This window comes from Cohaesibacter gelatinilyticus, from assembly GCF_900215605.1.
Classification (GTDB): Bacteria; Pseudomonadota; Alphaproteobacteria; order Rhizobiales; family Cohaesibacteraceae; genus Cohaesibacter; species Cohaesibacter gelatinilyticus.
Genome location: NZ_OBEL01000009.1, coordinates 41,183 through 59,933, shown reverse-complemented (window position 1 = coordinate 59,933; position 18,751 = coordinate 41,183). Strand labels below are relative to the sequence as shown.

Below are 18,751 nucleotides of genomic sequence, written 5' to 3'. Positions count from 1 at the left end.
AGGCCTGAGCGCGTTTTTTTACTGAAAGGCTGCTTTGATATGGAACTAGCGGATGGATTACCGCCCAGATTTGGGAGATTGGTTCGAAAACTGGTGACCGCGAAACTGGCAATGAGTGCGATTGCGACGCTTATTCTTCCCCTGACCTTTCTTATGGTTGTTATCTTTAGATATATCCTGCATTGGGATCTCTTCGCATATGAAGAATGGTTGCTACCAATCTCATTTTGGCTCTATTTTCTGGCCTGTGGTGTAGGAAGTTATCAAGATACCCAGATCCGGGCTGACATTCTTGAATCCTATTTCAAATCTGCGCGCGCCATTTGGCTCAGGCGACTATGCCTGCATGTCGTGGAAACACTGATCTGCTTTGTCATGCTGTATTGGACCTATCTTTTGTTGGATAGCGGCATTGCGCAATATCCGTACTGGCAGAAAACAATTGCCCTCAAAATTCCGTTCTTTGTTGCCCATCTGGGCATCTTTCTCGGGGTTTTCTTCATGGCTTTCTATGGTTTGTTGCATGTCTATGTTCTTGTGAGATTTGGACCGCAAATGATCCGGGAGCCAAGCCCAGTTCAGTGCAAATTGATGGGGGAAGAACAATGTTGCTAGGGCTTTCAATTTTCCTTGTCGTCGCATTGCTGATCGCTGGCGTTGCAGTGCCCATGGCATTTGGTGGGGTGTTGATTTTGATTGCGCTATTGGGTGATCACAATATCTCGGCCTTTATGGGAACCGGTCATTGGAAAATGAACACGATCATCATTCTGGTCATCCCGCTGTTCATTGTGGCAGGAGATCTTATGCAACGGGGTAAAATCGCTGGCCCCATCGTTGCTATTGCCGAATTGTTGTTGGGGCGAATTAAAGGTGGACTCAGTGGCGCTTGCGTTCTCGCTAGCGCCATGTTTGGGGCTATTTCAGGCAGCGGCGCTGCTACGCTGACTTGTATTGGCTCTATAATGTTCCCGCATCTTCGCCGTAACAGGTACCCAGAAGGGTTTTCAGCTGCTCTTTTGGTTTGTGCCAGTCCTCTTGGTTTGCTCATTCCTCCAAGTGGAGCACAATTGATCTATGCCTGGCTGACACAGCAGTCTGTTCTCAAGTGTTTCTTGGCAGCATTGGCAGCGGGATTGTTACTCACCATTTTCCTGATCATCGTCAACTTTGTTATGCTGAGAAATGCCAAAAATATCGAGCTGACCAAAATCGATGGAAGTCCGTTTGTAGCATTGGGAAAATCTACCTTTAACGCTGTGCCGGCGATTTTGATGCCGGTTGTTATTCTGGGCGGCATATATGGCGGTGTCATGACGCCAACCGAGGCTGCGGGTGTTGCTGCGATATACTCGATCCCTGTTGGTTTCTGGATTTACAAAGGGCTGACCTGGAAAATCTTTTGGGAAACCTTGAAAGAGTCGAGTGTCACCATTGGTGTGGTAATGGTGATGATCTTCATGGTGCTAATTGTGAGTAAGTTCCTCATTTTTGAGGATGTACCTACAATTGCCCGCAACATGATTTATTCGGTATCTGACAATCCAGTTGTTGTTCTATTGATGATCAATGTTGTGATGATCCTAATCGGCATGCTTATGGATGATTTTAGTGGACTTGTCCTAAGCGCCTCTTTGCTGACCCCCATTGCTGTCAGTACGGGAATGGATCCGGTTCATTTTGCGGCGGTGTTGGGCGTCAATATGGGCATGGGAAATATCACGCCTCCGACCGCGCCTCTTTTGTTTTTGGGATCACGAGTGACCGGTGTTTCTGTCCAAGCGATGATGAAGCCAACATTGATCTTCATCACCTTCGCATGGTTGCCAACATTGATGCTGATCACATATATCCCTCAAATACCAATGTTCCTGCCAAATTTCTTCTTCGAATAGGTATTGGGGCTCTTTTAAGAATCTGGGTTCCCAAATCATTTGAGATTGACGTCATGATAGCTTTTAAGGAGGTTATCATGACGTAATCGAAGATGAAGAATACCGGATGTGAATTTGGAGAATCCTTCATCCAATCCATCCGTGATCTTGTTGGCTATCTTTGAAGTGATCAAAGGTGCTTATGAACAGGGGCGAGATTATTCGATACGACCACCAAATGGGCAGATAATATCCCTGTAATTCAAGGATTTCAGGGCTCGTTTAGCTTGAATATCATAAGGGGAATGGATAGCTTTCTTATCGTTGAGAGGAGCGTTTTCCCATATATACGGATCAAGCCTATGCGTATGTCTGATGGATGTATCTTTGTTCAACCGTTGAGTATCGATGATAAGATAGATTACTGCCACCTTCTGTCAGATCCTAGAGTATCGGGTTCACTAAAGGGTGAGATCCGGCCAGGATCCGGGGTCAGACTATTGTCAGATTGTTCAATCGAAGAGCTGTATGAGAAATTTGAATATTCTCTTGAAAATCAGATTGAGCAAACACCTTGTGTGTTTGGGGTCGGGTTATTGGACGCAGATAAACTTATTGGATCAATCGGCTCCTATGAAATTGACGCAGATCGCATAGGCTTGAGTTATTGGCTTGGGGCACCTTTTCAAGGCCAAGGATACGGCACAAAGCTGCTGAATTTATATCGAGGGTCATCGCTTCAACATTTTAAACGTCGTCAGTTACTTGCAGATGTGGCCAGCGATAATGTGGCGTCAATCAACGTGTTAAAGAAAACTGGCTTTCGCGAAGTTGCAGACACCAGAAGCTCAGATCTCACGCCTTTACCTGGGCGCAGAATTTTCGAATGGATGCTCAGAAATTCGCGTCAAAAGGGCTAGTTGAATCGATCACTTGCATGCGAGGATTGACGTTTCCAAGTGGTGTGGAACAAACGTCTCGAGTGATTTGTCGCAGTTCATCTGGATGAGTTTTACGTCCAAAGATTGGTGGTAAATCACGGTCCAAACAATTTGCATGCCGTCTTGTAGCTAGAGTAGATTTGGCTATCAAATATATTGTTTTCTGACTTGGTTTGGATATATGGAAATTCGTAAAGCGCGGGATGATGACCTTGGTAGCCTATATTCAATATCACTAAAAACGGGACATCTGGGTGGTGATGCTCAAACTCTATATGTTGATCCTGACATGATGGGGCATATCTATTCAGGCCCTTATCTGATGCTTGAACCCGATCTGGCATTTGTGATCGAGCATCAAGAAAAGGTTTTGGGCTTTTGTGTGGGTACATTGGATACGTATGAGTTTGCGTGCAGGCAAGAAAAACAGTGGTGGCCTGCTTTAAGGCGGAAATACCCAAAACCATCGAAAACATCTCGTTCGACTTGGGATGCGGATCAGCGCAGAGCCTATATGATTCATAATCCCCAAATCCCTCCAAAGGATCTGTGCGAGGCTTATCCAGCACATCTCCATTTAAATCTTTTGCCTGAAATTCAAGGCCAAGGTGTAGGGAATAGGTTGTTTGAAGTATGGAAAAATAATGCCCGCGATTTAGATGCAGCTGCGTTTCATGTGGGAGTTAACAAAGACAATTCTCGTGCAATCAGGTTTTGGGCGAAACGAGGTTTCCAAAACCACGAAACCGCTACACCCAATCAGAATTCACGAACTCTATGGATGAGTATTCAATATTAGGAAACAGCTGCCAAACAAACATAAATTGATTTCTCATCGAACCATCGTCGAAACAATTGCAATGCTGCCGACTTCCAGTCCTGTTTTCTTTGCCGATAGTCAAGAATTGTATTCTCGCGGGGGCTTTGCTGATTTGTCCCATTATGTCCAATATATGAAAACCACCAATCCTTCGTTTCTTCGAGTTGGAAATGGATCGTGCTGACGGCCTAATTCAGATAGCTCCGCTCTTCCATTGGGGTTCTGGCAATTTCATCGAGAAGGATCTTGATGAAGGCGCTTTCTGCTCCATTTCGTCTCGTCTTGGGATTGGTCACCAGTGAGACATCAAAAACAGGAAGTTCTTTAAAGCAAGGCAGGCGCCAGAGGCGCCCTTCATCAACCAGGGGCTGAGCAACATGGACTGGAAAGGGGCCAATACCTATGCCGATCTCAACCATGCGGACCAGCTCTTCCAGATGGTAAGAGCGGCCAACTGGCAGCTTGTCGAAATTGATTTCCTGACGCGCACGGGTCAGGCGCGCCATCTCTGATCCTGATTGATCCGTCGGATAGGTGACATAGGGTTGGGCGACGACTTCTTCCAGGGTGATGTCATTGCGTCCGAATAGCTCGCATTCCTTGCCGCAATAAAGTGAAAAGTGCGAACGGAAAATTACGTCAGAGACCAGACCCGCAGCGCTTGCTGTTGTCAGAGCAAAGCCGCAGGAGGCGGTTTTTCGTTTGACCAGGGTGACGACATCTCCACTGGTAACGACCTGAATGGAGAGCGTTGCCTTGGGATTTTCGCGATGAAAACGAGCCAGTGCGACATCAATGACAGGGGATCTGCAATGGGTTGCAGCTGCAATTGAGACATGGCCAGTGACTTCTTCACGCACATCTTTCAGAAGCTCTGCCATGCGAGATACACCGCTATATACCTCCTGACATTCTTCATAAAGAAGCTGCCCGGCTTTGGTCAGAGTGAAGTCGTTTTCTCCCCGATCTATGAGGGTACAATCGAACTGGACTTCAAGTCTTTTCAAGGCGTTGGTGACAGCAGGTTGTGTAACCAGCAGGCGCTTTGCAGCGCGTGTGACACCTCGTTCTTCGACAATGACCAGAAAGGTATGCAGCAGGTTCCAGTCCAGGTTATGGCAGAAGCGTTCCAGATCGGTGCGGTTCATATAATATAATCCTGATTTATATCGGCATTAATTATATGAACTTGTGTAATATGTCTAGTCTTGGTCCAATAGCCCCAAGGCGCAAGTCGAGGGAGGTGGTCACTTCAGGCGAGACCGGATTTCTCCTTTCTCAAATGACCAAAAGCGCATCAACGGAGGAAACTTATGACCAATCTTACGAAATTGCTGGCTGCGACTGCATTGGGTGTCTGTCTTGCCGGTTCTGCTGCTGCAGACAACATCACCTTGAAACTGGCTGGTGTGGTTCCGGTCGAGCATTTCGGCAATACATTGCTGGATCAGATCAAGAAGGATATTGAAGCGGCCAATGTGGATGTGACAGTCAATCTCTTCCCGGCCGGCCAGCTTGGCTCTGGTGAGGAATTGTTCGAAGCGGCGTCTCGCGGCAACGTGGATCTGGTTCACTCTGTTGTTTACGCCCACAATGACCCGGTTCTGGAAATCAATTCCCTGCCATATCTGGTCTCGAGCTGGGATGATGCGGAAAAGACCTATCTGAAAAAAGACAGCCCGTTCAACACTATCTTTGCCGAGCGTCTGGATGGCTTGGGCCTCAAATTGCTGGCCAATGCGCCGGAAGGCTTCATCGGGGTTGTCGCCAAAGGCGTACCAGCCAATGCGACCAACACTGATAGCAAAGACATGAATATTCGTGTCTGGAGCTCTCAGGTGATCAAATCCACCGTCAATGCCATGGGCTTCAAATCCACCACCATGAACTGGGGCGAAGTCTTCCCGGCCATTCAGTCTGGCACCGTTGATGGTGCCATTTGCTGTACCGCTCAGTTGGCGTACAGTGCTTTTGCAACGTCCGGCGTTGGCAAGGCCTTCATTCCCTATAATGCGGTGGTCGAGAACACCACTTATTATGCTTCCAAGAAAAGCTGGGGCAAGATGAATGAAGCGCAGCAGAAAGCGGTTCAGGCGGCGTTCGACAAAGCTGCAAAAGACTATGCAGCCTGGGGCCGCAACAATGAGGCTGAATATGTCAAGAAACTGAGCGAAAGTGGCTATCAGGTCGTAGAGGTTTCTGATGCAGATCGTGCTACCATCGCCAAGAAAGTTCGGGCTGATGTTTGGCCGCAGATTGCCGAAATCGTTGGTCAGGATGTGATCGACAAGCTGATGGCTGCCAAATAGTCCTTACCGAAAATCAGCAAGAGGATAGGCGGTCTATCGTGGTTGCCTGTCCTGTTCATCTTGCATATAGAGGTTAGAGGGCTGTCATGACCAATCTCTCCCAGCATTTCTCTCCGGGTATGGCCCGCTTCATCGACCGATTGATTGTCATCAAATCATGGATGCTGGTCATTGGCTGCCTGATCATGGCCGGGACTTTCTTCTTCGTCGTGGTTTTTCGCTATGGTTTTGGGGCGGATTTGTTTGCCTATGAAGAATGGCTGCTGATCATCTGTTTCTGGCTCTATTTTGCCGGTAGCGCGATGGGGACCCATGATGGGACGCATGTGAATGCGGATTTGCTGACCTATGTCATCAAGGATCCGCACATGGCACATCTGCGTTCCATTATTGTTGGATCCATTGAACTGATCGTGGCGTTGGCCCTGGTCTATTGGTCGACCCTGATGCTGATTGACGAGATTGAGAGCTATCCACGCTGGCGGACGACGATTGCTCTTCGTATTCCTTTCTTTGTACCCCGTCTTGCCATGCTGGTTGGTTTTGGCCTGATGGCGTTCTACAGCCTGCTGCATTTGATTGTTCTGTTCAGGTGCAAACCAACGCTCGATAGCAAATCTGCATCCAATTCTTGAGGATCCCGTCAGATGATTATTTTGGGAAGTCTTATCCTGATCTGCGTCATGCTGATCATTGGCGTCAGTGTTCCGATGGCCTTTGGTGCGGTTTTGATGTTCATCGCCTTCTTTGGCGGCCATGATGTCAGTGGCTTCATGCCGACCGGACATTGGAAAATCAGCTCACTTGTTCTACTGGCGATCCCGCTTTTCATTCTGGCAGGTGCCATCATGGAGCGGGGCCGGATTGCTGCACCATTGGTTGCCCTGGCGGAATTGATGGTCGGCCACATCCGTGGTGGGTTGAGCGCAGCTTCCGTCGTTGCCAGCGGTATTTTCGGGGCGATTTCCGGCTCGGCTGCGGCGACGTTGACCTGCATTGGCTCGATCATGATGCCGCATTTGCGCAAGGCCAACTATCCAGATGGTCTGGCAGCTGCCTTGATCGTCAGCGCCAGCCCTTTGGGGTTGCTGATCCCACCAAGCTCTTCGCAAATTCTTTATGCCTGGGTCACACAGCAGTCCGTTTTGAAGTGTTTTTTGGCGACCGTTGTGCCAGGGCTTATCCTCATCTTGCTGCTTTGTATCGTGAACTTTGTCATGCTGCGCAATGTGAAAGATCTGAAAACCGACCGCCATGAGGGAAGTTTCAGGTTTGAGTTGCGCAAGCGTGGCATCAAGGCCATGCCCGCCTTGCTGATGCCGGTGATCATTTTGGGTGGAATTTATGGGGGCGTCATGACTCCAACCGAGGCCGCCGGTGTTGCTGTGGTTTATGCCATTCCAATTGGCTTCTTTGTTTATAAGGGGTTGACCCGGGAGAATTTCTTTCCCACGCTTCGCTATGCAGGCACCACCATTGGCGTGGTGATGATGATGGTTCTCATCGTGCTGATCGTTTCCCAGTTTTTGGTCTTTGAGAATATTCCGGCTATCGCGAAGGAACTGATCTATTCGGTCTCGGACAATCCGATCATTGTTTTGCTGATGGTCAATCTGGTGATGATCCTGATTGGCATGCTGATGGACGATATTTCGGGTCTGCTTTTGTCTGCTCCCTTGCTGTTGCCGATTGTGCAAAGCGTGGGCATGGACCCCGTTCATTTTGCCGCTGTCCTTGGCGTCAATCTGGGTATGGCCAACATCACGCCGCCAACGGCTCCACTGCTCTATCTGGGGGCGCGAGTCACCGACACGCCGGTCAATGTGATGATGAAGCCGACCTTGATCATGATTGTTTTTGCTTGGTTGCCGACATTGTTGATCACAACCTTTATTCCGCAAGTCGCTCTCTGGTTGCCCGATTTGATGTTCAGCTAGCAGATTTGGTTTCGGTGGCATGATCGCCACCGCTGATATTTTCACGTTTCCATAGACTTACCGGTCGTTTAAGATGAAGACAACGCCACTCCATTCGTCGTGGTGCGAGATTTCTTGCGCCAAAATCGAGCAAAATCTGCGAATTGCGCTGGATATTCTTCCGGCTGGAAGCCGTTTTTGTGTCGTGCTCAAGGCCGATGCCTATGGCCACGGGATCGAGAATGTGGTGCCGATTTTGCTCAGCCACAAGATCGGCTATGTGGGGATCACCTCCAACTCGGAGGCCATGGCCGTGCGTGAAGCAGGGTTTGGGGGCACCATCATGCGTTTGCGTACTGCGACGTTTGACGAGGCGGTGAATGCGCTGCCCTTTGATGTCGAAGAGCAAGTCAGCACGGTTGAAGCTGCCCAGGCTTTTGCAGGGCTGATTAAGAAGCGCGACCTTGTGATCCCGCTTCACCTATCGCTCAATGCGGGAGGCATGTCTCGCGATGGATTGGAGCTTTCCATTACGTCGGGGCGGGAGAGTTTTGCCAGAATCATTTCGCTGGTTGGGGACAATATTGTCGGTATCTGTACCCATTTTCCATCCAATCTGACTGAGGAGTTGCAGATCAGCATTACCCGCTTTCATCATGATGTGAATTGGGTCTTCCGCAACTCATCGCTCAGACGTGAAGATATTCTCGTTCATGGGGGAAGTTCTTTGACCCTTGTGTCTGGACAAAAAGTGGGAACTGATATGATGCGCTGTGGGGCAGTTCTATATGGATTGGTTCGGCAGGATCTCGGTTTTCAACCGACCATGACCCTGAAAGCGCGCATCACATCCATCGGTCGCTATCCGCAAGGCAGTACCATTGGCTATGATCGCTCGAGCTTGCTGTCGGAAGACAAAATGCTGGCCAATATTTCGATTGGCTATGCCAACGGTTATAGCCGTCGCTTTTCCGACCGTAGTCAGGTTCTGGTTCGGGGTAAGCAGCTACCGGTTCTGGGCAAGATTTCCATGAATACGATTGTTGTCGATGTCAGTGCGTTGACGGATGCGCAAGTCGGTGATGAGGTGGTGGTCTTTGGCGCTTATGGCGAAGAGGCCATAAACGTTCGGACAATGGAAGATCTGTCAGGAACGATCATGGCGGATCTTTGTACGGATTGGGGGCACCGCAATCCCCGGATCGTAACCTGAGGCTTATGCGGGGAGTTACTCCGCAAAGCCTAACAATGCTTTGCCCAGCATCATCAAGGCCAGCAAGGTCAGCAGGCCTTTGAAAATGACACGGAAATAATGATCCGGCATGCGTTTCAGGATAGCTCCACCGACAATCGTTCCGGCGTAACCTGAGGCAATCATGGCAATTAGGAGACCGAGCCAGGTTTGAAAGGCAAAGCCGATTGCGCCAAAGGCGAGAATTTTAAGTCCATGCTGCAAGGTCATGGCACAGGCATGGGTGGCAACGATGGCCTGGCGCTCATCGGCGCGGCCTGCCACGATGGCACCGACCAATGGACCAGTGGCCCCGACAAACATGCCAGCCAGAGATGACAGTCCACCACCCATGGCTATGGCACCATTACCGCCTCTTACCCGCTTTGGCTTGGGACCCCAAACCAGAAACAGCACGAAAAGCGCCAGAATGAGTTTGAGCAGATTGTCGGGGAGTGCCACGACGAACTGAGAGCCGATGGCTGTGCCAATGGCCGCTCCGATGGCGAAGGCCAAGATGAAGGGCCATTGGATGAATCGCTTGAAATGCCATGACCGACCTGCATTCGACCCCATCTGCACGATACCATGTACCGGTATCAATGTTGCCACGGGCATGGCCATGGACATGATGGCGAGCAGTGCAACCCCGCCGCCAATGCCGAAAGCGGCCGTGAGGGCGGAGGTCATGAAGGAGGCAGCAATCAGGCCATAAAGGACCCAACTGGACAGGCCGGTATCAACAAAAAAAGGCAGGCTTTCAATCACAGCTATCTATGTCTTTTATCTATGCTTTTGGTAACGAGGTTTCCACCAGCTTGATCCAATAGGATGCACCGATAGGAAGCAGATCATCGTTGAAATCATAGTCGGGATGGTGAAGCGATGCAGTGTCACCATTGCCCACAAAAATAAAGGCACCCGGACGTGCTTGCAGCATGAAAGAGAAGTCTTCCGAGCCCATGGAGGCTACCATGGATTCGCTCACTCTGTCTGCGCCCACAATGTCGCGGGCAATGTTTGCCGCTTTCTTGGCTTCTGCCGTGTGGTTTACGGTCACCGGATAGTCGCGGTGATAGGTAAGTTTGGCGGTTGCACCATAAAGCTCGGCTGTGCGCTCAACGACTTCAGCAAGGCGCTTTTCGGCATAGTCGCGGGTTTGTGGGTCAAGCGTACGAACAGTGCCGAGAATCGAACCTGTCTGTGGCACCACATTGTCGGTAAAGCCAGCTTCGATCTTGCAAAGGGAAATCACAACTGGTTTTTGTGGATCAATGTTGCGGGATGGAATGGTTTGAACGGCCTGTACGATGGCAGACAGAACAACAATGGTATCGACGCCCTGATGCGGCTTTGCTGCATGACAACCTTTGCCTTCCACCTCAATGCGAATTCGATCAGCTGATGCCATCAGAGCGCCATCGCGCAGGGCGAAATCACCGAGCGGCAGACCCGGCCAATTGTGCATGCCATAGACTTCGTCAATCTCCCAACGATCCATAAGACCGTCATCGATCATGGCTTTGGCACCGCCACCACCTTCTTCGGCGGGCTGGAAAATCAGAACAACACGACCGTCAAAATTGCGGGTCTCATTCAGATAACGTGCCGCGCCCAGCAGCATGGAGGTGTGGCCATCATGACCACAGGCATGCATTTTGCCTTCGGTCTTGGAGCTATGAGCGACGCCGGAAGTTTCCTGCAAAGGTAGAGCATCCATATCAGCACGCAGACCGATGGTCTTGCCGGATATATTGGTTTTGCCCTCGATCACGGCGACGATGCCGGATTGGCCGATATTGGTGGTGATTTCTTCAATGCCGAATGATTTCAGATGTTCAACCACCTTGGCGGTTGTTCTTGGCAGATCATATTGCAGTTCGGGATATTCGTGCAGGTCCTGACGGATGGCGGCAATGTCGGCTTGATAGTCAGCAAGGCGATTGATTACGGGCATTGAAAAACCTTTTGGGGATTGTGTAGGCGGGAGAGATCAAGACTAATCACTCTTTTGGGATAGAGCAATGCTTAGTGTTGTGACCTGGCAGACAGTTTGGATAAGCTGCTGTGATGAGGATTAGCGATGGCCAGTCCTATTCAAATCAGCTATGCAAGGAACTTATATTTTGTGCATAGGGATATGGGGCAGCAATATGGGTGTGTTAAGCGGATTTGCAGATAAGAGAATGCGTAAGCTGACACAGAAAGCCAAGCGGTTTGGTGTCTTTGCCTTTCTGTCTGCCAGCCTTATACTCGGTGCCGGGATGGATCTTGGAGCTGAAGCTGCCAAGAAGAAGAGCAAAAAGAAAGCCCCATTGCCGGAAGTTTCGGTTGATGAGATTCTCTCGCCCAATCCGATGCTGCTTCTGGATGTTGATACTGGCAAGGTTCTGTATCACCGCAATGGCAATCAGAAATGGTATCCGGCATCGCTGACCAAGATGATGACGGCTTATGTCACTTTCCGCGCTATTGCATCTGGTGAGTTGCATCCCGATTCTCTGGTTGAGATTTCCCCCCATGCATTATCCTACCCGCCGTCAAAAATGGGGTTCAAGGTCGGCACGCGCCTGACTGTCGACAATGCCCTGAAGATGGTGATCGTCAAATCCGCCAATGATATAGCTGCCGCTTTGGCAGAGCGCGTATCTGGAAGTGAAGCCGCTTTTGCGCGACGCATGAATGACGAGGCGCGTCGTCTTGGCATGGTGTCGTCAAATTTTGTCAATGCCAACGGCATTCACCGTCCGGGTCAGAAAAGTTCTGCTCGTGACATGGCCGTTCTGGCGAGAGCCATTCTGATCGAATTCCCACAATATCGACCACTCTTTCAGATCCCGGCCATTCGTCATGGCAAACGGATTCTGCGCTCCTACAACAAGTTGCTGGAAAGCTATGCTGGCACAAATGGCATGAAGACCGGCTTTGTATGTGCATCCGGCTTCAATTTGGTAGCAGCAGCCAATCGCAATGGGCGGCAATTGGTGGCAGTGGTGCTTGGCGCTCCCAATACCCAGTCTAGGGCAGAGACGGCTGCCTATTTGCTCAATCGCGGTTTTACCCAACCTAACATGGTATCCGGTCGCGGCCTTTCCATTGCGCAATCGGCTTCTTTTGGACCACAACTGGAACCGATCAATATGCGCCCTGAAATCTGCACCAAACGCTCCAATCCCAAATGGTCGGGTCGGGTCAAAGTGATCGGCAGTTATTTGGAGCCGCGCTTCAAGCTGATGGATCCGGTGCGGGTTTATGCTGGTATCAAGAAGAAAAAGGGGCGGGTAGTAATGCCTGCCCAATTGGTGCATTTGCCACTTGCGGCTCCGCGTGCCAAGGGGCCTTTGAAATTGACACAGTTGCGCAAAGCACAGTCTGGCGGATTGATCAGTTTGCCAAAACCAAAGCCTTAATCAGGCTCGGTGTTTGAGGTCTCAGAGCCTTTTTCAATGACATAGCGATATTGCTCGCCTGATTGCTCCATTTCCAGCAGGGTGTGATTTTTCTGGTTGCAAAAATGGGGTAGGTCGATGCTGGACATGGGATCGGTACAGATCACTTCCACAATGTCACCGGGCTGCAATTCGCGTAGCCTCTTGCCGGCTTGTAACACCGGCAACGGGCATTTCAAGCCAGTCAAATCCAGACTTTGCGTGATAGAGAATGCCATTCTTGTTCCTTGCTTCCGCCAGTATTTCTGGCCCTTCCAGATTTTGCGGTTAATCAACTGGATATTGCAGGTGAAGTCAATTCCTGTCCATATTGGAACGACGCTGGAAAAGGGGCAGGTTGTTTTCTGAAATTTATGAGCCTAAAGTCGTAGCCCTTGGGATTTTGGAAGGGAGTGAGTGGAATGACGCCGCAGGCTGTTCTGGATTTTTGGTTTGGGGCAGAGCCTCGCTTTTGGTTTGCCAAGGATGATGATTTCGATACGCAGATTAAAGAGAAATTTGCTATCACTCTTGAGCAAGCTCGCCAAGGCGAATTGGTGGATTGGGAAGAGGCACAGGATGGTTTGCTAGCGTTGATTATCGTGTTGGATCAGTTCTCACGTAACCTCTATCGGGGATCAGGCGAGGCCTTTGCAACCGATGCTTATGCGCTGACCCTTAGCAAGCGGATTGTAAAATCGCAGCAATGGGATGAGCTGGACGATACACGAAAGATGTTTGCAGTCATGCCGATGATGCATTCGGAGAATTTGCAGGATCAACAGGACTGCCTGAAGCATATGGAAATGATTGGGCAGGAAAGTTCGATCCATTATGCCAAGGTCCATCTGGAAATTATCGAGCGTTTTGGCCGTTTTCCCCATCGCAACGAGCTGCTTGGTCGCCTGACCAGTGCAGAAGAACAGGACTTCCTGGATGAAGGCGGATTTTCCGGTTAGAAAAGATGCCTCGATTCTGAGTACCAAAAATCCCGGCTTTGCTGATGCAAACCGGGATTTTTATTGATCTGTCTTTCAATTCAATTACTAGGCCGCTGCTACCCTGGTCAGGAAGTCATTGATGGCGCTGCGCAACTGATCGGTCTCTGTGGTGACATTTTGTGATGATTCCAGCGCAGTATCAGCCGATTGTGATGTTTCCTCAATGGCATTGTTTACGCCCAGAATATTCTCGGTGACCGACTGGGTGCCAATGGCAGCCTGCTGAACATTCTGACTGATCTCAATGGTCGCAGCACCTTGCTGTTCTACCGCTTCTGCAATGGCAGAGGTGAAGTTCTGCACTTCCTCCATCACTTGCGTAATGCCTTGAATGTTTTCAGCGGCCTCACCGGTGGAAGTTTGAATGCCCGAGATCTGTTGTGAGATTTCCTCTGTGGCTTTGGAGGTTTGGGTAGCAAGTTCCTTAACTTCGGATGCAACAACGGCAAAGCCTTTGCCCATTTCACCAGCACGAGCCGCCTCAATGGTGGCGTTCAGAGCCAGCAGATTGGTTTGCTCGGCAATGTCTTGGATAAGAGAAATGACCGATCCGATTTTCTGTGATGCATCTGTCAGTTCCATCACCTTGGCGTTGGTGATTTCGGTGGTTTGAGATGCCTGTGCCACAATATTGTTGGTTTGCGCAATCTGGGAGCTGATTTCCTCGATGGAAGCTGATAGCTCTTCTGCCGCTGCGGCGACAGTATGCACATTGGTGGAGGCCTCTTCAGAAGAAGCTGACACATTGGTCGACAGAGACGATGTCTGACGCGCTTGATCGGACAGGTTTGATGCAACATTATTCATGGAAGTTGCATTTTCTGAGAGATTGCCCAGCCGGCTTGATACTTCATTCTTGAAGCCATCAATCAGGCCATCAATCTGCTGCTGGCGGGCCATTTGTACACGGGTCGCTTCTTCACTTTCCTGTGCCAGTTTGTTCTGCTCTTCCACATTGTTTCGGAATGCACCAATGGCACTGGCGATGGAACCGATCTCATCCTTGCGATCTAGTCCTTCGAAGGAAATTTGTGTGTTGCCATTTGCCAGTTCACGGGCCCGCTCTACCAAGAGCTTGATCGGATTGGCGATCGTTCTGGAGAAGAATATAGCAGCAATAATGGCTCCCAACAGGATCAGCGAGGTGATCAGGATGGTTGCATTGCGCTGGCCAATGAGTGGCGCATTGATCTCATTCAATGCCTGGATGGCAATCACTTCATAAGGTGTGTTATGGAAGCTGAAACCTTGGCTGACAGACAAGAATTTGTCATTGCGATAGCCTTGCAAAATACCAGTTGCGCCGGTGTCGGATGTTTTGACTGGTTCAATTTTTGCAGTGAGAATATCATTCTGGTCCTTGGTAAAGGAGGAATCGTTCCGCATCAGGCTATCTGAGCCAACCAGCAAGGTCTCACCGGTCTCTCCAAGTTTGGCGTCAGCGGACATGATCGAATTGATTGCATCGATTGGCATCTGGAAGGCGAGCACACCAACCTTTTTGCCTTCTTCAAAGACTGGTGTTGCAATGAAGCTGGCAGGGGCATCATTGCTTGGTGCATAGGGGCGGAAATCAAGAAAAGCAATCTCTCCTTCAGCTTTATCCTTAGCTTGCTGAAAGATACTTCCAAGATCAGTATCGCTCCATTTACCCTTTACCAGATTGGTAGCATAATCCGCTTCCTTGAAGACGGAATAAATCAGATTCCCATCCATGTCGAACAGGAAAATATCGTAATAGCCACGGGTCGTGAGCATGGTCTGAAACCATGGATGATATTGCACATGGACGAAGTCATAGCTCCGCTCCCCACCTTGCATCAACTTGTCCTTGCTGCCGGTAGGATGCGGGTTTTCATGAATATAGGCTTTTTGCAGTGTCGTTTCGGCTTCATCACCCAGCTGCTCCCATGTCCGGGTGAAGTCCAGCGTCGCCTGTTTTACAAAGGGGCTATTTGCGGTAATCATCAAGTCCTGATCAATGGATTTCAGATAGGATTTGATCGCCTCGCTTCGAATGGCTGCTGCACCTTGCATACGCTCGGTCGTGAGTTCAGATACCATGGTCTGGGTGGAAACATAGTTATAGATTCCTAACGAGAGTGCCATGGTCAAGGTTATCGCCGATATCACGACAGGTAGTTTGATGGCGAGGCGAATATCTTTCATTGACTTGAACATGCCACTGGTCCTTGCTTTAGCTGGTTTTGTGCATGGGGCTCATTTCCTAATCAGCCTTGGCTGTCGGGGTTAATATGATGTTACCGTTTTGACACAAATTGACTAAAATAAGTATTATTGGTTAGATTTTCATTTATATTTGATTGTATTTCTTGAGTTTTCACTGTCAGATTGTGAATTTTGGTTAGTAAGTTATAAGTACATATCTTGTCTATTTGCTGAACATTAAGGTTGAGGCACTAGATTTGCTGATGTGACTAGAGTGAAGGAAGCCATACGTGCCTACAACCAATCTTGGATATAGTCCATTTTTACATCCTGACTTTGTTAGACATGGATTAAAACTTAGCGGTCAGGGTTTGTTGAACCAGCTACGGACAGGGGAAGTTGAGCTCGTATATGAAGACTTACGTCCGGTCTATTTGCTGGGGGGGCAAATGGTGCGGGTCTGGGCTCATGAATATGCCCCTTTGGGTGGTCTCCTTGCTTGTGCGGCGAAAGGGCTGGATGTCCGTAACTACTATGATGAATTTTGCACTCTTCTGAATCAACTTGCCGACCAAAGCAATGCAAGTCTGCTTGTCTGGCCTTTCTTTCCTGACAATGCTCCCTTCACCGACTGGATCGAGCAATGGCTGAATGAGCGAGGTTTGAATGCTTTCGAGCGATTGCGTGTTCATGAACGAGCGATCTGTATCATTGAACGAGCTTCAGATGGAACAGCTATTGATGGGAATGGTGGGGCGCAAGGGCTGGTACTTCGTTCCAAGAAGAAGAAGGAATATGGTCGGCAGTTACGTCGGTTGAATGATCTGGGATCAATACAGTTTTGTCATGCAGGGACGGGGGATGACTTTGCGCATGCTTTGGAAATATTTCTGAAACTTGAAGCGCTGGGGTGGAAGGGAGAACGTGGTTCCGCTCTGATTTGTGATCCTCAAACAGCGGACTTTGCTCGCGCATGTCTGCCGGCCATGGCCAAGGATGGCAAAGCTCGGATAGACTGGCTAAGTGTTGATGGCAAGGCTGTAGCAGGTCTGATATCGCTCCGAGCTGGATCGGGACTATTCAGCTGGAAGATTGCCTCAGATCCCGCATTTGCGAAATCTTCTGTCGGCGTACAGATCATGCTGCACGTCAGTCGACAGGCAATAGAGGACCCATCCATCGACTATATCGATAGTCTGGCAACCGCTAATCATCCAATGATCGATCATCTCTGGGCAGGGCGCAGAACGATTTCCAATCTGCTCATCCCACTGAAAGCATCGGGTTTGCGTTCGGTCAAGCTGGCAAAGCTTTATTATGAAGGGCACGATCAATTGAAAGCGCGGGCCAAGACACTCCTGAAACGCTAGGTTCCAGATGTCACGCTCTGGGATCTTCCTTGAGCTTGCGACGAATGATCTTGCCTGTTGTTGTCATTGGCAATTCCCTGAGATAACTGATTTCGCGCGGATATTCATGTGCTGCGAGACGCGTTTTAACAAAGTGCTGGATGTCTTTGGTGAGTGTCTCACTTGGTTTTTCATCTTCCTGAAGAACGATATAGGCCTTGACGATCTGGGTCCGTTCAGGATCGGCCTTGCCGACAACAGCGCAAAGAGCTACTGCGGGATGGCTGGTGAGGCAATCTTCAATCTCTCCCGGGCCGATCCGATAACCGGCGGAGTTGATGACATCATCATCACGGCCCACAAAAAAAATATAACCATCCTCATCCTGATAGCCTTGATCCCCTGTGAGCAGCCAATCGTCGATGAATTTCTCCTGTGTGGCTTTGTCATTGTTCCAATAACGAAGGAACATGACGGGGTTGGGTCGATGAACGGCGATATTGCCAAGGCTATTAGCCGGAAGCTCCTGGCCTTTATCATCAATGATTGCGACACGGTGACCGGGAATCTGTTTGCCGATGGCACCAGGGCGGGAAACACCGATTTCGGCACAGGATCCCAACATCAGATTACACTCTGTTTGGCCGTAGGATTCGTTGATGGTGATGCCCAGTTCCTTCTGAGCCCATTGCAACACTTCTTTGCCGAGGCTTTCGCCACCCGAGCCAAAGGAGCGCAGAACCAGATTGTAACGAGCGCTTGGATTCCTGACTTGCTTGAGCATGCGAATTGCGGTCGGCGGCATATAGGTATTGCGGATCTTCAATTCGTCCATCAGTGCAAAAGCCGCCTCTGCATCGAATTTGGGAAATTTATAGGCAATGACAGGCACACCAAAATGCAGGCATGGCAACAGACAATTCAGAAGGCCGCCAGCCCAGGCCCAATCAGATGGCGTCCAGAAGAGATCGTCTTCTTGTGGCAGAAAATTATGAGGCATCTGAACACCGGGCAGGTGTCCCAAAAGCACTCTATGGCCATGTAAAGCACCTTTGGCGCGGCCAGTGGTGCCAGATGTGTAAATCATCAGGGCGGGGTCATCGGGGCGGCTTTGGTGAAGGTCAAAACCGGTTGGCTGGTTCACGACATCCTGTTGCCAAACCAGATCTGCATCTTGACTGCCCTCATCGATGCTTAGGCAATGCGTCAACTCCGGCAGGCGGCCTCGCAGGCGGTTGACACGATTTAGCTGATCATGGGCAGTGATGATCATTTTCGCGCCACTGTCACGCAAGCGATAATCAAGTGCATCCTCGCCAAACAGCATGGCGATGGGAACAGCAATTGCACCAAGCTTATAGAGAGCGATATGGGCGATCAGCGTTTGCGGACATTGAGGGAGCAACAGAGCGACGCGGTCTTCTGGCTTCAACCCAGCGCGTTGAAGGCAATTGGCGAGTTGATTGGATTGTTCGCGCAAGCTGCCATAGCTGATGGGTGTGAGGGAGCCATCATCCAGACGGTGATACAGCGCGATGCGGTTGGGATCCTGTTCGGCCCATTTGTCACAGACATCATGCCCGATATTATAGAATTCGGGGATCTTCCACTCGAAATTCCTGTAGAGATCAGGATAATTGTCTGCCGGGGTAAGCATTCCGCCCGTCCTCGTTGTCTTTGCGATAGATGTTGCGATGCAACATTAGCAGGTCT

General features: G+C 49.8%; 17 protein-coding genes. 11 read left to right on the top strand and 6 right to left on the bottom strand.

What is annotated here, in order from left to right; all coding sequences use genetic code 11:
- The first annotated feature begins 39 nt into the window (after positions 1-39).
- From CRO57_RS23135 to CRO57_RS23120, 4 genes are all read left to right on the top strand, one after another.
- On the top strand, positions 40-615 hold the full coding sequence (locus CRO57_RS23135) for a TRAP transporter small permease (RefSeq protein WP_141401325.1): 576 nt from the start codon (positions 40-42) through the stop codon (positions 613-615).
- Entirely contained in the window at positions 606-1,895 is a 1,290-nt protein-coding gene (locus CRO57_RS23130) for a TRAP transporter large permease (RefSeq protein ID WP_097155901.1), read from the top strand. The genes CRO57_RS23135 and CRO57_RS23130 overlap by 10 nt, the downstream gene beginning before the upstream one ends.
- Before the next feature lie 341 nt (positions 1,896-2,236).
- A complete protein-coding gene (locus CRO57_RS23125; RefSeq protein ID WP_170956227.1) occupies positions 2,237-2,794 on the top strand; it encodes a GNAT family N-acetyltransferase in 558 nt (185 codons plus the stop codon).
- 202 nt (positions 2,795-2,996) lie between these two features.
- Positions 2,997-3,614 (top strand): GNAT family N-acetyltransferase, encoded by a 618-nt coding sequence (locus tag CRO57_RS23120; RefSeq protein WP_097155899.1) that lies wholly within the window; start codon positions 2,997-2,999, stop codon positions 3,612-3,614.
- A gap of 209 nt (positions 3,615-3,823) precedes the next feature.
- Here the strand turns inward: CRO57_RS23120 and CRO57_RS23115 are convergent, their stop codons facing one another.
- The gene (locus CRO57_RS23115) at positions 3,824-4,783 is read right to left on the bottom strand and encodes a LysR family transcriptional regulator (protein WP_097155898.1); all 960 of its coding nucleotides are present in this window, start codon (positions 4,781-4,783) and stop codon (positions 3,824-3,826) included.
- A 165-nt stretch (positions 4,784-4,948) separates the two neighbouring features.
- On the opposite strand from CRO57_RS23115, the gene dctP reads away from it, so the two are divergent.
- The 4 genes from dctP to alr all read left to right on the top strand — a co-directional run bounded on the left by dctP (position 4,949) and on the right by alr (position 9,073).
- Positions 4,949-5,944 (top strand): TRAP transporter substrate-binding protein DctP, encoded by a 996-nt coding sequence (gene dctP / locus CRO57_RS23110; protein WP_097155897.1) that lies wholly within the window; start codon positions 4,949-4,951, stop codon positions 5,942-5,944.
- A gap of 86 nt (positions 5,945-6,030) precedes the next feature.
- Positions 6,031-6,579 carry a TRAP transporter small permease gene (locus CRO57_RS23105; protein ID WP_097155896.1) on the top strand — a complete coding sequence of 183 codons (549 nt, stop codon included), beginning with the start codon at positions 6,031-6,033 and terminating at the stop codon, positions 6,577-6,579.
- 12 nt (positions 6,580-6,591) lie between these two features.
- Entirely contained in the window at positions 6,592-7,881 is a 1,290-nt protein-coding gene (locus CRO57_RS23100; RefSeq protein ID WP_097155895.1) for a TRAP transporter large permease, read from the top strand.
- Between the two features lie 73 nt (positions 7,882-7,954).
- Positions 7,955-9,073, top strand: coding sequence for an alanine racemase (alr, locus tag CRO57_RS23095; protein WP_097155894.1), 1,119 nt, complete (start codon positions 7,955-7,957; stop codon positions 9,071-9,073).
- 15 nt (positions 9,074-9,088) lie between these two features.
- Here alr and CRO57_RS23090 read toward each other — a convergent pair whose 3' ends face one another.
- Together CRO57_RS23090 and CRO57_RS23085 are read right to left on the bottom strand one after the other, a co-directional pair.
- A complete protein-coding gene (locus CRO57_RS23090) occupies positions 9,089-9,859 on the bottom strand; it encodes a sulfite exporter TauE/SafE family protein (protein ID WP_244580194.1) in 771 nt (256 codons plus the stop codon).
- Positions 9,860-9,878: 19 nt separating this feature from the next.
- Positions 9,879-11,048: a M20 aminoacylase family protein gene (locus CRO57_RS23085; protein ID WP_097155893.1), complete on the bottom strand. Its 1,170-nt coding sequence runs from the start codon at positions 11,046-11,048 to the stop codon at positions 9,879-9,881.
- 229 nt (positions 11,049-11,277) lie between these two features.
- On the opposite strand from CRO57_RS23085, the gene CRO57_RS23080 reads away from it, so the two are divergent.
- The gene (locus CRO57_RS23080) at positions 11,278-12,501 is read left to right on the top strand and encodes a D-alanyl-D-alanine carboxypeptidase family protein (RefSeq protein WP_170956226.1); all 1,224 of its coding nucleotides are present in this window, start codon (positions 11,278-11,280) and stop codon (positions 12,499-12,501) included.
- Here CRO57_RS23080 and CRO57_RS23075 read toward each other — a convergent pair.
- Positions 12,498-12,758, bottom strand: coding sequence for a sulfurtransferase TusA family protein (locus CRO57_RS23075; protein WP_097155891.1), 261 nt, complete (start codon positions 12,756-12,758; stop codon positions 12,498-12,500). The two genes, CRO57_RS23080 and CRO57_RS23075, sit on opposite strands and share 4 nt — an antisense overlap.
- A gap of 183 nt (positions 12,759-12,941) precedes the next feature.
- Here CRO57_RS23075 and CRO57_RS23070 point away from each other — a divergent pair, with 183 nt between their 5' ends.
- A complete protein-coding gene (locus CRO57_RS23070) occupies positions 12,942-13,478 on the top strand; it encodes a DUF924 family protein (protein WP_097155890.1) in 537 nt (178 codons plus the stop codon).
- A gap of 87 nt (positions 13,479-13,565) precedes the next feature.
- Here CRO57_RS23070 and CRO57_RS23065 read toward each other — a convergent pair whose 3' ends face one another.
- Positions 13,566-15,701: a methyl-accepting chemotaxis protein gene (locus tag CRO57_RS23065; protein ID WP_097155889.1), complete on the bottom strand. Its 2,136-nt coding sequence runs from the start codon at positions 15,699-15,701 to the stop codon at positions 13,566-13,568.
- A 278-nt stretch (positions 15,702-15,979) separates the two neighbouring features.
- Between CRO57_RS23065 and CRO57_RS23060 the strand changes: the two genes are divergently transcribed.
- The gene (locus CRO57_RS23060) at positions 15,980-17,059 is read left to right on the top strand and encodes a GNAT family N-acetyltransferase (RefSeq protein ID WP_141401324.1); all 1,080 of its coding nucleotides are present in this window, start codon (positions 15,980-15,982) and stop codon (positions 17,057-17,059) included.
- A 10-nt stretch (positions 17,060-17,069) separates the two neighbouring features.
- Here the strand turns inward: CRO57_RS23060 and CRO57_RS23055 are convergent, their stop codons facing one another.
- Positions 17,070-18,695 (bottom strand): acyl-CoA synthetase, encoded by a 1,626-nt coding sequence (locus CRO57_RS23055; protein ID WP_097155887.1) that lies wholly within the window; start codon positions 18,693-18,695, stop codon positions 17,070-17,072.
- Between the last annotated feature and the right edge of the window lie 56 nt (positions 18,696-18,751).